Origin of the sequence: Oculatella sp. LEGE 06141 (genome assembly GCF_015207605.1) — a bacterium.
Classification (GTDB): domain Bacteria; phylum Cyanobacteriota; class Cyanobacteriia; order Elainellales; family Elainellaceae; genus Oculatella.
The window spans coordinates 19,193-33,872 of record NZ_JADEWO010000063.1 but is presented as its reverse complement, the minus strand read 5'-3'; the positions used below and the strand labels follow the sequence as shown (position 1 = coordinate 33,872).

The following is a 14,680-nucleotide window of genomic DNA, read 5'->3' as shown; positions in this document are numbered from 1 at the left end:
CTCCCACTCCCGCTCCTAACCTTGATCCCACGGCAACGATCTCCGCCAAGACCGTGACCGATTCGGATTATGTTTTCAGTGTGACGTACACCGATGATGGTGCGATCGATCCGTCTACCTTGAATGGCAACAACATCCGCATCACAGGCCCCAACGACTTTAGCCAATTAGCAACCTTCGTTGGAGCAAACGGTAACGGTTCTACGGTAACGGCCATCTACCAAATTGCTGCACCCGGAGGAAACTGGAGCCAGGCCGCTAATGGCACCTACGTCCTCTCGTTGGTGAATGGTCAAGTCAAAGACACAACAGGTAAACCTGTAGCAGGTGGAACCTTAACTCGTTTTGCAGTCCTCAAGGGGACGAACAATCAGGACACACTCACTGCTGAGAATGTAGACACCATCATCAACGGGTTTGCCGGAAATGACACGTTGCGCGGTGGCAATGGCAATGATCTACTGAATGGCGGCACCGGGTTTAACATCATTGATGGCGGCAATGGCAATGACACCGTTAGCTATGCAACAGCCAGTAACGGTGTGGTGGTGGACTTAACAACGGGCACCGCAACTCGACCTATTCGAATAATGCCGCTGGGAGACTCCAACACGCGCGGCAGCGAACCCTCTGGCAGCCCTTCTCGAAACACGGGGTATCGCGATGACCTGTGGCAATCGCTAAGAGCCAACAACTTTAGTATTGATTTTGTTGGTAGTCTGGCTGATGGTCCATCCGCCATCTCGTTCGATAAAGACCATCAGGGGCACGGTGGATTTGCCATCAAAGGAAACGGCACCTCTGGAGAAATTCTGCCCAATGTGACAAATTGGCTGAATGCCGCCAAGCCTGACATTGTTTTGCTGATGGCAGGAACCAACGACTTCCTGGGACAAAACAACAGCGCTGAACAAGTGCTTCAGGAGCTAGAAGAGTTGATCGATCGCATTTATGCCTGGTCGCCTAGCATTAATCTGTTTATTTCTACGGTGCCGCCGATCGACCCAGAGCTTCGTACTCACCCCAATGCAGCCAGCCAATCGCGGGAAGCGGCGAAATATAATGATCTGATTCCCGGTCTTCTCAGCAACAGCAAGTATGCAGGGAAGAGGCTGACGTTTGTTGATACTCGCGGCATTTTCAGCAAGACGGACATTCGCCAAGATGATGGCATTCATCTCACGGACAGCGGCTATGCTAAACAGGCCGCCGCCTGGAATAGCGCGATTCGTCAGAAAGTGTCCAGCAAAGAATTAAAAGACACCCTCACGAATGTTGAAAACGTGATTGGCTCTCCCTTTGCCGATCGCATCACAGGTAACAATGGCAATAACGTGATTGAAGGCGGAGCTGGTGCCGACATCCTCACGGGTGGTGGCGGGGCAAATACCTTCGTCTATCGCAATGTATCGCATGGAGTGGACACCATTACTGACTTTAATAACGACGACATTCTGCGAATCTCGGCCTCTGGGTTTGGAGGCGGGCTGAAGGCGGGTGTGGCACTCAGTTCTTCAGCCTCACCCACCGGCGTGTTTCTCAGGGGCACCAATCTATCCGCCATTGGTAGCAGCGGAAATTTCTTGTACAACACCGCTAACGGCACCTTGCGGTTTGACCCGGATGGCACTGGCCCCCAATCCGCCGTGACGATCGCCACCCTATCCAATCGGCACGCACTGAGCATCAACCAGTTTGAGATTGTGGCTTAGCTTCTAGCTCGATGAGTACCTGCATCAAGTCGGTTGGCTCTAGCTCATGCTCCTTGCTGCCGCGTTGAGCAATGACCCGTGCTGGCACACCCACCGCAACCGAATACGGCGGAATATCTTTGGTGACAACGGCTCCTGCTCCAATAACACTGCCTTTGCCAATCGTCACCCCATCCATGACGCGAACGCCACTGCCCAACCAGCAGTCGTCTTCAATCACAATGCCCTGGTAGGTTCGCCCCTGTTGGTTAATGTTGTGGTGGCGATCGGCAAAAATATGATTGTTGGCATAAATTCCAGCATGGGATGCAATCAGACAGTCTTTGCCGATTTTGATAATCTGACCCGACAGGCAAGAATAGGGACCAATGCGCGTGCGATCGCCAATCTCGACCGTTCCATATTCATGGGAGCGAATATCCACACCGCGATCGAGCCGCACCCGATTACCCACACAAATTTGCCCCGTTTCGGTGCTAACTTCCAGATAGGCATAGGCGCAAAGTTGTACCCGATCGCCAATCTTGATTAAATAGGGACGAACAAACTCCACATCGGGTTCAATTTGTACCGCCGTCCCCATTTGGGCAAAGACGCTGCGATACAGAAAGCGACGCAGTTTCATACCGATGGAAAAAGGAATGCCTTTGAGCAAAACAGTCACGATGCGAGACATGCGCTGCAATGGGGTGAGCGATCGCCCCTGCGTCGAAGAGTTTAGCGATGGCTGACTACCCGATGGCCTGTTGTCCTGCTTTGCCATTCAAACCTGAAACCACAGTGAAACCACAATAAATGTAATGAAGATGATGCGATAAGCGTGTCAGGGGTACCCTCCATTGATCCATTGATCCATAGTTGCACGAAAGCCGATTGCAGCTACGTTAACTCAATCGGTTAATTAAATCGGGATAGATACGCTCGAATTTCCTTCGTCTTGCAAAAAGTGAGCATACTGGCTTTGACCAACGACGCGAACCAGTTCATCATAGTTCTCCACTAAATCAGACAGTTGGTCGGGCGTGAGACGAGCAAATGCCGTTTCAACCGCAACCGACGGAATATCCAAATACTGACAAATGCGATCAACGGTTGATTGGTGATCCTGTTCTTGCAACAAGTCGTTTTCGTACACAACGGTGAGATGCGGTATGCCCTGTAAAACTTGAGCGTCTGCCTGTTGGTATGCCTCGCGATCGCGCATTTGTTGCAGTAGCAAATTACAGTCGATCGTCACTTTTTTTGCGTCAAGCGGTTGCTTTTTGGACTTGCTATGAAATTTTTTGCGTTGTCGCGCCGTTAGCAATGAAATTCCCTGGCGCAGAATATTGTCTCGACGAATGTGAACGATCGCCCAGCCCTGTTCAACCATCTCCGACAAAAACAGCCTGGGATCACATTTTTGGACATCCTGGAGCTGGTAGATTTTGACCTTAAATCCGTAAACGCTCGTCTGGCAAGCCGCAGCGCGTCCAGCAATCAGTAGCTTGGGAAACAAAACCGGGTGAAACAAAATTTCGGTATCACACCGAATCAGCGGATGAGCATCCAGCAGGCTACACAGCAACTCGCTGCCCGTTCGTCCCTGCCCATAAATGATGAATTTTTGAGTAGGCACGCTGTGTTTGGTCAGCGCTCTCACATAGTCTTGAAATTCAATCGCTCGGCGCTTTACGTGCTGGCGCAGCGTCGATTTGGGTTGTTCGTGGGGAGCGGGATAGAGGCTGCTCATGGGTGAAGCATTCAATCAAGTAAATTGGATTCGACACGCGCTCAGGGGTTGGTGAGAGTTTAGCGGCTAGGGTGCCGCGATCGCCATAGCATCCGGTTGCAACAACGGATGTCCCTCTAGCCGCGACGGAATAGGGGCACCCATACGAGCCAAAATGGTAGGAGCAAGGTCAATAATATCGCCCTGCTGCAACTGCGTTCCGGGTGAGATGCCATTCCCGGTAGCCAGCAAAAAGCCGCGTGCCCGATGGCTCCCCGTGCGGCGATAGGGAACAGGCCCAATTCGCCCAAAACCAGGGCTATCGATCACGTCTGTTGGCACATCGTCCCATTCAACAATCAGGTCGGCTCCGGGCAACGTTGGATCGGTATCCAATGGAGTTTGACGCGATCGCACCACCTTTTTCACCACAGCCGCTCCCGTGCGCGGGTTTACCAGTTCATGCAGATGATCGGTCAGCGTCTGACACAGCGCTTCATAATCGGCTGGCTCAACCTGGCCTTGCGGTTCTCGTCCTTTCAAGTTGACCCGAATATACCCCTCCGAAAAACTAGGGAGCGCGTAGGCTTTCATCTGCGGCCAGAAAGGTTTATACCAGGACACAGGTTGCCAAAAGAAAGGATCAGCCGCCGCCTGGAGCTGTTGAGGCGATGCCAGGTCAGGAGTTTGGGCAGATCCCAGATAGCGGTCAATAGATGGATGGAATTTGCTGGGGAGCGATCGCCGCAGCAGTGCCCGGATGGGATTGGGATCGTGCTTTAGCTGCCACACTTCTCCACTCCAGGTCTTGCGCTTAGGAGAAAGCAGCAACGGGGGAACGGGTGCCCCTACTGTTCCGGGGGCAATCATTGCCTTGCCCGGAAAATTGAATCGATACAGCCACTCTCCTAACAAAAACATGCTGGGCACATCGGTGGTGTTGTGATCACTGCCATGTACAGAAAACACAATCACATCCGCATCTGTTGGGGCAGATTCCAAGATAGTGGCGATCGCCTCATCAACCGCCACAAACATGTCCAGCAGCGGATTGGCGGATATGTCCTTTAGCTTCTGCTGCACATAGGGATAAAGCGGGTGATCGGGCTGGCTATAACACCAGAAATCATGTCCGGCTGAGTGGGGTTCGCTAAAAACGGTTAAAAAGAGATTCCAGTCTTCCTGTTGCAGCAAATCGCGGCCCATTGCAGCCCGACGAGCGATCCCCGTTTGCAAGGCACGATACAGCCGGGTGAGATAAGCGTCATCCCACCAATCACCGTGGTCTTTGTGCAGTGCCGGATGATGACCGTAGCGTCGAATCAAATCTGGCAGAACATGGTTGGGTAAGGAATGGCTGGGCGTTCCGGGGGAATGGGCACCCCAGGCCAAAACCTGAATGCCGTTCACCGCATCAGAGAGGGTTCCCTTGGGCAGATCAACTGCCGCGACCCGGTAGTCTTCTCCCAGGGCATAGAAAGGGGGATAGGCGGCAAAGTCATAGGCACCCACATTTTCAACATCATAGGTTCCATTCTTAACCTTGATGCCGCCCCAGTACCCGGTTTGTTCGGGCAAGGCTCCAGTTAAAAACACCGTCCAGGGCGTTTCGGCTTTGTAGTGGTTGACGCTAGACAGCCGACCATACGCCCCCTGCTGACGCAGACGGTTGAGGGTTTTGAGATGCCCTTGCTCCATCCACTGTTCTAGCAAAATGGGATCGGCAGCATCCAACCCAATGGCAACAACTGGCCTGGTCATAACACCCTCCGACGGGTTCTCATCGCCAACAGACTTTCTTTCAGCAGGTAAAACGGGCTAACAAATCCGCTGAGGAAAAACTCCATTTCACAGGCGGCGATCGGGTCGTTTCGAAGCTGTCCGCGATACTTCAACAGATGCAGCACAGCCCGCCGCAAATTCCCCAACAGCGTTTTGCTCCAGATAAACGGTTTTACCCAGGGTTTTGCACCAATCATCCGAATTTGGCAGAGGCATAGCCCAGAGGTACGCATCAGCGCCAGCAGAGACTCGGTGGTGAGGCGATCGGCTGGAATGTGATGATACAGGTGCATGTCGGGGTTATACCAAATCTGCCAACCGCCGCTGTGCAGGTGCAACGAGATTTCAAAATCGTTGCCGCCGCGTCCAGTTCGCACCAATCGCGCTGGAACGCTGCTAAGCCACGCCTGTTTCCGCACCACCAACCCGGCTCCGGGAGGCAAAATCAAACGCTCCGGTTGGTATTGATGCGGTTGCGAACCGCGTTCCTTAATGGCTAAAAACGACTGAATTCGTTTGAAGTTGTGGGGCGGAGCCACCTCAAAATCGCCGTGAATTTGTCCGCCATAGGCTCCGGCCTGGGGATACGTCTGACCAAAGGCATAGGCGGCGGCTACCCAGGTGGGATCGGGACGGGTATCGTCATCTAAAAAGCCAACCAGTTGCCCTCTGGCTTCCGCAACAGCCCGTTGCCGAGCGAAGGCCAGCCCCTGCTGTGGCTCAAAGCAATAACGCAGCGGGTAAGAGTGATTCCACATGGACTGATAGTGACGAACCAGATCGGCTGTGTTGTCGCTGCTGTTGTTATCTACAACCAGAACTTCCCACGTAAACTGCTCAGTCTGGAGTTGCGATCGCAGCTTTTCTAGCAGCGGCACAATTCGGGATGCTCCGTTGTAGGTCGGTATTGCCACCGTGACATCAACCGAACCGACTTCGGACACGTTCTCGACCACAGAGGACAGTTCAGGCGATGACATGAGTCTATTCCGGTAGCATTTGCAGGGAGGCGGAACGGCTAAATCGCTCCAAATACTGCTTTTTCCACAAAAAGAAAGGACTGATGACGCTATGGATGAGCAGTTCTGTTTCGCAGGCCGCCACCAAATCATGCTGGAGTACCGTGCGGTACTTCAGCCAATGCAGCGCCAGCCGACGCACATCGTTGACCAGATACATCAGAAACGCAAATGGACGTTGCCATGCATTGAGGCGCAACATCCGAATTCGATGCCGACTTAGCCCTACACAACGAAAGAGAGAGAGCAAGTAGCTTCGCTCTAATCGCCATCCCGGAATGTTGTGATACACCTGCATAGCAGGATTATGCCAAACCTCCCAACCTGCTTTTTGAATGTGCAGCACCGCTTCCAAATCTTCGCTGGCCAGTCCAACGGCTTTACTGGTATTGTTCAACACCAACCTTGACGGTACGGCTGTTAACCATGCTTCTCGCCGCACAACGAGAGCCGCACCCGGCGGCAAAACCTTGTTGTGCGGTTCGTAGCGATGCGGCTGAGTTCCGCGTTGAATGATGGCAAGGTAACAGGCGATCGCCTTGAAGTTGGGCGGCGGAGCCACATCAAACGCGCCATCAATGCGGCTACCAAATGCCCCAGCCTGGGGATGAGACACCCCAAACGCATGGGCTGCGGCAACCCAGGTTGAGGTTGGCCAGTTGTCGTCATCCAGGAAACCAACAAACGTGCCCTTTGCTTCCGTCACCGCTCGCTGTCTGGCAAATGCGGCTCCTTGCTTTGGCTCCAGACAGTAGCGTAACGGCACCGTAGCAGGCCAGCAGCGTTGATACGCCTCAACGACGCGTGCTGTACCATCCGTGCTGTTGTTATCAACCACAATCACTTCCCACGAAAAAGATGCAGTGTGGAGCTGTAGCGTCAACCGCTTCAACACCTCCGCCAGACGTTTTTCGCTGTTGTATGTGGGAATGGCTACGGTGAAGTCGAGCATAGAGGTAGTTGAGCGGGGAGGAGAGCGGTAAAAAACGAACTCTATCTAAACAGAAGTTGTTGGAGACTGCTTTTCTAAACAACCTCTCGATCTGCCACGACACGGAAACCAGAGCCAGGGAATAGCACGTCGAGCCAGCGCTAGTAGAACTACTGAAGCAGAACGTTAAAATGAAGACAATCCGCAATAGCGTTCAGCGGTAACCGTACCCTGGCGTTTCGTTTTGCGATCGCGTCCGTATGTCTTATTTCAACTTACCTGTGAAATGCATCCTGCATAACGGACTGTAATAATTTGTTTCCGTAGTCCTACTGAGTTATTTGACGAAGAAAGCTCGTCCTGTGATGCATATTAGCGAGTTCTACGGGCATGTTAACGGCATATTGATTTTGCTTCATTCAATCTTTAAGGTTGATTGCTTTTTTTGCGAGAATCAACAAAACGCCAAAGCTGCTTCCCATAACGGTTTAAGCCAAAATGCCGTTGCCAATCTTTAAAGATTAACGACTTTTTTGGGGTACCCCCTTGCGATCGCCCGATTAGAACTCGCTAAAATAAGAGACAGGTTCTACTGCGGCGTTGGTGACTGCCAATAATGTTTTATGATCTACGCCTTAACTTACACGGGTCTCAAGAATCTTAGTGGCAGTAGACCGGGCTTGTACCCGGAAACTTAAAACTAAGTTCACGAAATCCAACCTGGATTTTTTCCAGGTCAAAAACTGAGGTAAGACGGCGTTGCGGGGAACTTCCAAGCATTTGCCATTTAAATCCCTCGTCTAGCACCAGGCAGACGGGGGATTTTTGATCGACCCAGAGTATTGGCACCGCACTAGCACAGTATTAGCGCAGATAGACTACTGCTCGTGGCGTTGAGGGCGATCGCAACTCGACAGGTCTAAAGAGCTTAAACCAACCATTGCAAGACTTTTCTCCGACTCGTTGAATTTATGCTGCTAGTTTGTTATCGTATATTAAGCGTAGTCGTTATGAGTTCATCTATTTCCCTATGACAACCCCGACGATAGAAAATTTAGTTATCATTGGCTCCGGTCCAGCAGGTTATACAGCGGCTATCTATGCCGCACGAGCAAACCTGAAGCCTTTTGTGTTTGAAGGATTCCAGGCGGGGGGGCTGCCGGGTGGGCAACTGATGACCACAACGGAGGTAGAGAACTTCCCAGGGTTCCCCGAGGGCATTACTGGTCCCCAGTTGATGGATCGAATGAAAGAGCAGGCCGTACGCTGGGGTGCTGAACTGGTTACAGAAGACGTGACCTATGTCGATTTCAGCCAGCGTCCGTTTGTGATTCGTTCAGATGAACGAGAAGTTAGAGCGCACAGCGTTGTTATTGCTACTGGCGCTACGGCACGACGGCTAGGGTTGCCCTGTGAGCATGAGTTTTGGAGCCGTGGCATTTCAGCCTGTGCTATTTGTGACGGCGCTACTCCCATTTTCCGCAACGCCGAACTGGCTGTGATCGGTGGGGGAGATTCGGCGGCAGAAGAAGCCGTCTACTTAACCAAGTACGGCTCCCATGTTCATCTGCTGGTGCGTGGCGACAAAATGCGTGCCAGTAAAGCGATGCAAGACCGCGTGTTGCAGAACCCCAAAATTACGGTTCACTGGAATACTCACACCCTGGATGTGTTTGGAGAAAGCGACCACTTGAAAGGGGTCAAAATTAAGAACAGCGAAACGGGCGAAGAAGGCGAACTTCACGTTCGGGGTCTGTTTTATGCGATCGGCCACACCCCCAACACCTCTCTGTTTAAGGGGCAACTTGAGTTAGACGATGTGGGCTACGTCGTCACTAAGCCCGGTTCAGTGGAAACCAGCGTTGAGGGCGTATATGCTGCCGGAGACGTGCAAGACCACGAGTTTCGGCAGGCCATTAGTGCCGCTGGCACAGGCTGTATGGCGGCAATGCTGGCAGAACGCTGGCTTTCTGTTAATGGGTTGGCACAGGAATTCCATCAAACCGAATCCTCGGAACGACCCAAGGAAGCGGTGGCCGAAAAGACTGAAGCGGAGCAGGAAGCAGAGTTTGATGTGGCTAATACACGCCACGTGGGTGGTTATGCCCTGCGGAAGCTGTATCACGAGAGCGATCGCCTGATTATTGTGAAGTATGCGTCGCCAACCTGTGGACCTTGCCACACCTTAAAGCCGATCTTGAGCAAAGTGATCGATGAGTTTGAAGGTCAGGTTCACTATGTCGAAATCGATATTGAGGCTGATCCAGACATAGCGGAATCGGCTGGTGTGATGGGCACCCCAACCATTCAGTTCTTTAAGGACAAAGGATTGGTTGACCAGTTGAAGGGGGTCAAACAAAAGAGCCAGTACCGCGAGGTCATTCAGCAACATGTAGCGGCTGTCCCGGTTGCCTAAGTTGAACATCCCTGGGTAACTGAGCGCAAATGCCGAGGCGGACGAGTGAATTCACTCGTCCGCCTTTTTGCAATACAAACGTATTTATCAAACCATTTGCTGGTCTTCCCTTATGAGTATTTATCAATTTGCAATAAATCTGGTAAAACCATTAGGAAGCACTAAACGTGCTTTGTTGCTTTCAACTTTAGAAAGGAACGCATTGCCTGGTAGTTTCGCTAAACCTCTTGAGAGCAATCTCAAAAAGCGCTATCATTCATGCTTCTAGTCCGCTACAAGAAAAGTGTTCTAACCGAATTAGATTAGACGCTTTGCTAAAATCTCACTTTTGTCGCAACTTGCGAAAGGTAATTGTATGAACAAAAAGGCTGTTGGTTTGTTTTTAGTTTTGGGTTTGACCGCAGTTCTCACCGCCTGTGGTGGTGGGGAAACAACTCCTCCGGCAGATGCTCCAGCAGATGCTCCTCCGGCTGAATCTCCTTCTCCTCAATAGGTTTAGGCTTAGAAAGCTACCGTTAGGAGCTTAATGTTGAAAGTGCTGGCCTCAAGCTGCAAGTGATGATGAGTTGTGCTCATGCTCACTAATCTTGGCTATCACTTTGTCACTGCTTACAGAAGTTTAATGGGGTAACCTAGGACGGCCATCTGCTTCAGTTTGTCGTTGTTATAAACTTCTGTAAGCTATTTATTTAGGCTATTTGTTTAAAGTTACTGAGTAAGATTGGGTTCGTATTAAACCATCCGTCAAAATCAGGGTACTGGCGCTCTGGAGAGGTCGTATGTCTTTCTCGTTGCTGAGTGGCTCTAGCTTGCTCATGAAACGACATCCATTTTTACCGCACGCTATGCTGGCTGTTGGCTGCGCTCTGGCGAGTATGGCGATCGCACCCGCCTCTGCGCTCCCGCCTGTAGACGACCTTCCTGAAGAAGTGCTGCGTACTGAAATTATTACAGAGGCGCGATCGCCTTTGGATGGCTCACCCTTAACGGCAGCAGAATATGCTGAACTGCAAGCTGAGTTTGAGACCAGACAGGACGAATTTCGTCCTCCCGTATCGCGGGATATAGCCGAAGTCATCCGGCTGCTGTACCTGCGTCGGGCGATTCGATCCGTTTTTCCGTTCCTGTTACCCTAGTTGCCGTCTCCGTTTGAACGGGTTGAAAGGGGCCGTTCTTACAGGGACAATGCCGTTGGTGAACTTTGTTCAGTCCGTTCTACTGTTGTCGGTTCCACCGTTTGGGCTGGGGCAAGATCGGGTAGCAATGTTGGCTGGTACGGATGCAGCATTTCTCGGGTACGGGTCAGGGTCTGCGCCAGGGAGATATCCTCTTGCGTCAGTAGCCCCACTACTTTAGGAGAGTCCTCACGGGTGACGACAGGTAATTGCTGCAAGCCACGGGCGGCCATGCGTGCAACGGCTTCGCTTAACAGTTCATCCTCATAGGCGTACAGCACCTCTACCGTACAGAGTTGGCGAATTGGCTGAGCCAGTAGTTCCCAACCGTCTGAGCTGTTCTCGGCCTTGATCATCAACCGATTCACGTCTTGAAGAGTCACAATGCCAACGAGACCCTGATCGGCTTCTACAATCAGCGTGCTGCGACATCGCTGGTCAATCAAGATCCAACCCACTTCTCCTAAAGAAAGGCTGGCTGACAACTTGAGCGGTGAGGAATGCATGACCTCCGCCACCGTTAAGACTGGCAGTGTCTCTGGGGGTAATGTCTCTGGGGGCAAGGTTTCTGTGATCAGGGGTGGGGATGGTTTAGAGTCCTGGTCGCGGTTCTCATCGGTGCCCGATCGCGGCTGCAACCATTCAATTAACCAACTGCTTAGCCCAACGGCGGCCATCAGCGGCAACACAATCCGATAGTCTCGCGTTAATTCAAACAACAGCAAAATGGAGGTCAGCGGTGCCCGGACGCTAGCGGCTAGTACGGCAGCCATACCCACCATGGCATAGGCTGGAGGCGATGCCATATACTCCTGCGACATGGGTAGAACGATCGCCAACACTTTGCCGTAGGTTGATCCTAACGCTGCACCTAAAAAGAGAGCAGGGGCAAAGATACCGCCAACAAAACCGCTGCCGTAGCTAATGGCAGCCATCGCCAGTTTGACGGCGAGTAACGCAATCACCAATGCCAGAGAAAACTGGACATCCTGCAAGATCGACTCGATTGTTTCGTAGCCAACTCCCAAAATTTGGGGCAGAGTGAGAGCCACAATCCCAACACACGCGCCGCCAATGACTGGATGCAGCGATCGCGGAATGTTGCCAAGCCAATGAAACCCAGCCACTTGCCCCCGAAAGCAGCGCTGTGCCAGCCCTAGAGAGCGAATATAGAGCAACGAAACGAGACTGGCTAGTAGCCCCAAACCAACATATAGCGGTAGTTCTAAAAGACTGCGAACCTCATAGGCCGGTAAGGCAAAGGCAGGTTGGGCACCTAAACCAATTTGAGCAATCCAGGCTGCAACCACAGAGGCCAGTAGCACAATACTGACAGCTGACGCGGCAAACGTTGTCCCTAGAACGACCTCTAGCGCAAAAAAGACCCCTGCGATCGGGGCATTAAATCCGGCAGCTAAGCCAGCGGCGGCTCCCGCACTCAACAGCAGACGCTGCCGTTCCTGGGAAACCTGTAACACCTGACCCAGCAGCAAACTGAAGTTGGCACCAATTTCCACACTTGGCCCTTCCGGCCCCAGCGAAGCTCCACTGCCTAACGAAATGGAAGCGGCAACCATTTTGCTAATTGGTCGAAGCGGTGCCAGTTCGCGCCCTCCCTGGACAGTTTCAATCAGCGCGTTTAGTCCCGGCCCTAAATCGCGTAAGCGCCAACGCATTGCCCCCACAACCATGCCGCCAATCAAAGGAATGAGTGCCAGCGTCCAATGTCCCCAGACGGAGAGGCGACCCGCCACCTCTGCCAACATGACAAAGTGAATTAGATGAATGAGCGATCGAAAGACAACCACCCCCATGCCAGCACAACTGCCAATCACAACTGCTAGCAGCAGGACGACCGTTTGTGGTGATGGTTGTAGACGATTGAGCCAATGAGTAACACGCGAGGCAGACTCACCAGGAGCCGATGACTGCGGTTGCATCAGCCCCTTGGATGTAGGGGTAAGTGTCATTCGAGGAGAGTAAAGAGCAGAAAGTGAGAGTAAGTTGACGATTTACTATAAAAAATTAGACCCCACGCCAAGTCACCTTCAATGGGGTTCTGGCGACAGAGCCAACTAGAAGAACCGGAACAGTTTTCCAATGCAGCGCAACTCTACCTATATTCTGATAGATACTGTGCGGTTCGTACCCAAGATTCTTAACGAGTAGCGAAAAGTTAGCAGGAACTTAAGCGTGCACAGAGCCATCGGGCATCCGTGCGCCCCGAAAGCTGGCCGTGTCTAGAGAGGTTCCGTCGAGATTCGCACCTGTCAGGTTAGCTCTGTGAAACTTAGCATTGTGGATGTTGGCTCCAGCAAAATTGACGCCACTCAGGTTGGCGGATTTAAAGTTGGCTCCACTCAGGTTCGCTCCGCTCAGGTTCGCTCCGCTCAGATCGGCTTTTATCCAAATCGCCCAGCGCAGGCTGGCATTGCTGAAGTTAGCTGCAACGAAACGAGCGTGGCTAGCGTGCACCCCTGTCAGGTTAGCGTGGCTAAAGTTGGCGTGGTCACAGTGCGATCGATGAAGATCGGCACTGCTTAAATCGGCTTCGCTGAGGTTCGCATCAGCCAGGTTCGTGTGGCTCAAATCTGCTGCCAAAAGAGCGGCTTCGCTGAGATTGGCCTTCACCAGTTGAGCCATGCTCAGGTCAGCGTCTCGTAAATCGGCTCCGCGTAATACGGTGCCAATTAAATTGGCATGGCAAAGGTCAGCCTCCTGAAAAGTGGTGTTCCTTAAATCGGCACCAATTAAATTGGCATAGCTGAGGTTGGCTCCGCGCAGGTTGGCTTCCCGCAGATTGGTCACAACCAATTCGGCGTGAATCAGCGTCGCGTCGATCAGCTCGGCCCTGTGCAGGCTGGCGTTGTTAAGGATGGCATGGCTCAAATCTGCCGCCACCAGTTTGGTTGCGGTTAGATCGGCTCCGCGAAAGTTAACGCCCCGCAAATCAGATCCACGGAAATAAAAGCCGCTCAGGTCTGCATGGCTCAAATCTGGCTCGGTTTGCAGGTTGTTGTTCCGCCACTGCCCCCAGCGGATTTCTCCTTGCCGCAACAGGGTTAGGTGCTCTAGGTTTGCCATCAAGACTATTCCTCGGCTCTGGCTCTACAACAGTAGTGCTGGTTACTCTTTGCGATCGGCTGACTGGTTATGACGGCCAATAATGTTTTCAATGGCGGCGATCGCCGCTTTAGATGCCGCCAAAATATCCCGTTCTTCGCCCCCTAAATACAATCGCCCAAAGCTGCCGACCGCATTAACATCCAGGATGTTAATTAAAGCGGCTTTTTCAGATTCATTAGCGGCCAGGGCTGCATAGGCTGCTGGTTCTACCTCTAGCACATACAGGGTTTGGCTAGCCAACAACATTTGCCCACGCCGGGTGCGGTTAATCAGTTGAGTATGGTGAGGATCGACATTGCGAATAATTTGGCTAGAAATAATTCGAGGCTTGAGGCATTCGTTCTGGCGTACCCCGATCGCATCCAGAATAGCTTGGCCGGATGCCCGAGTTTCCCCCTGCCGACTGGAGTGAATTTCTAACAATCCATACAGCCGCTCAACCACCTGTACCCCCGGACGCACTGCCGCTGCCTTGACGGCAATATCGGTCAGCCGATTGATTTCAATCCCAGGTGATATCTCGATCCACAGCGATGTATCGCCCGGTAGCGGTAAAAAACCAAGGGCTACCGTTCCCAAATATGCGGCGTGCTGAGGTTGCAAGCTGTCTAGATACACATAACTGCGAAGTTCAATTCCCAACGCTCAAATCTCCATAGGGTTAGGTGAAGCTAATGAAGCCGCAACACTTGAGTTTACCGTGCTATTTACCCGCTTAGGGCAAATCGTTAGCATCTGCTCAAACGGCTAGAGCCACATGACACAAAGCGCCTCAACCGTTGAACAGAAACAGGCGGCTTGATCCAGA

The 14,680-nt window shown here is 52.2% G+C and carries 12 protein-coding genes and 1 other RNA gene; 5 read left to right on the top strand and 8 right to left on the bottom strand.

Going from position 1 to position 14,680, the window contains the following annotated elements; all coding sequences use genetic code 11:
* Nucleotides 1–1,712 (top strand): SGNH/GDSL hydrolase family protein (locus IQ268_RS26965; protein ID WP_228035765.1); only part of this gene is annotated, 1,712 nt, incomplete at its 5' end.
* Here the strand turns inward: IQ268_RS26965 and IQ268_RS33115 are convergent.
* The 5 genes from IQ268_RS33115 to hpsE (IQ268_RS26940) all read right to left on the bottom strand — a co-directional run bounded on the left by IQ268_RS33115 (nt 1,687) and on the right by hpsE (IQ268_RS26940) (nt 7,176).
* Nucleotides 1,687–2,475: an acyltransferase gene (locus IQ268_RS33115; protein WP_305082390.1), complete on the bottom strand. Its 789-nt coding sequence runs from the start codon at nt 2,473–2,475 to the stop codon at nt 1,687–1,689. The two genes, IQ268_RS26965 and IQ268_RS33115, sit on opposite strands and share 26 nt — an antisense overlap.
* Nucleotides 2,476–2,613: 138 nt before the next feature.
* On the bottom strand, nt 2,614–3,444 hold the full coding sequence (locus tag IQ268_RS26955; protein ID WP_193885691.1) for a hypothetical protein: 831 nt from the start codon (nt 3,442–3,444) through the stop codon (nt 2,614–2,616).
* A gap of 66 nt (nt 3,445–3,510) precedes the next feature.
* A complete protein-coding gene (locus IQ268_RS26950) occupies nt 3,511–5,184 on the bottom strand; it encodes an alkaline phosphatase family protein (protein WP_193885689.1) in 1,674 nt (557 codons plus the stop codon).
* Nucleotides 5,181–6,185 carry a hormogonium polysaccharide biosynthesis glycosyltransferase HpsE gene (gene hpsE, locus IQ268_RS26945; protein ID WP_193885682.1) on the bottom strand — a complete coding sequence of 335 codons (1,005 nt, stop codon included), beginning with the start codon at nt 6,183–6,185 and terminating at the stop codon, nt 5,181–5,183. The genes IQ268_RS26950 and hpsE (IQ268_RS26945) overlap by 4 nt, the downstream gene beginning before the upstream one ends.
* A gap of 4 nt (nt 6,186–6,189) precedes the next feature.
* Nucleotides 6,190–7,176 (bottom strand): hormogonium polysaccharide biosynthesis glycosyltransferase HpsE, encoded by a 987-nt coding sequence (gene hpsE, locus IQ268_RS26940; protein ID WP_193885681.1) that lies wholly within the window; start codon nt 7,174–7,176, stop codon nt 6,190–6,192.
* Between the two features lie 565 nt (nt 7,177–7,741).
* Between hpsE (IQ268_RS26940) and ssrS the strand changes: the two genes are divergently transcribed.
* The 4 genes from ssrS to IQ268_RS26920 all read left to right on the top strand — a co-directional run bounded on the left by ssrS (nt 7,742) and on the right by IQ268_RS26920 (nt 10,707).
* A non-coding RNA gene (gene ssrS / locus IQ268_RS26935) (6S RNA) lies at nt 7,742–7,927 on the top strand.
* 258 nt (nt 7,928–8,185) lie between these two features.
* Nucleotides 8,186–9,571, top strand: coding sequence for a thioredoxin-disulfide reductase (trxB, locus tag IQ268_RS26930; RefSeq protein WP_193885680.1), 1,386 nt, complete (start codon nt 8,186–8,188; stop codon nt 9,569–9,571).
* Nucleotides 9,572–9,926: 355 nt separating this feature from the next.
* Nucleotides 9,927–10,064 (top strand): hypothetical protein, encoded by a 138-nt coding sequence (locus IQ268_RS26925; RefSeq protein ID WP_193885679.1) that lies wholly within the window; start codon nt 9,927–9,929, stop codon nt 10,062–10,064.
* A gap of 286 nt (nt 10,065–10,350) precedes the next feature.
* Nucleotides 10,351–10,707 (top strand): hypothetical protein, encoded by a 357-nt coding sequence (locus IQ268_RS26920; RefSeq protein ID WP_228035764.1) that lies wholly within the window; start codon nt 10,351–10,353, stop codon nt 10,705–10,707.
* Between the two features lie 38 nt (nt 10,708–10,745).
* Here IQ268_RS26920 and IQ268_RS26915 read toward each other — a convergent pair whose 3' ends face one another.
* From IQ268_RS26915 to IQ268_RS26905, 3 genes are all read right to left on the bottom strand, one after another.
* Entirely contained in the window at nt 10,746–12,716 is a 1,971-nt protein-coding gene (locus tag IQ268_RS26915) for a chloride channel protein (RefSeq protein ID WP_193885678.1), read from the bottom strand.
* 217 nt (nt 12,717–12,933) lie between these two features.
* The gene (locus IQ268_RS26910) at nt 12,934–13,830 is read right to left on the bottom strand and encodes a pentapeptide repeat-containing protein (protein WP_193885677.1); all 897 of its coding nucleotides are present in this window, start codon (nt 13,828–13,830) and stop codon (nt 12,934–12,936) included.
* 42 nt (nt 13,831–13,872) lie between these two features.
* Nucleotides 13,873–14,514 carry a hypothetical protein gene (locus IQ268_RS26905; RefSeq protein WP_193885675.1) on the bottom strand — a complete coding sequence of 214 codons (642 nt, stop codon included), beginning with the start codon at nt 14,512–14,514 and terminating at the stop codon, nt 13,873–13,875.
* Between the last annotated feature and the right edge of the window lie 166 nt (nt 14,515–14,680).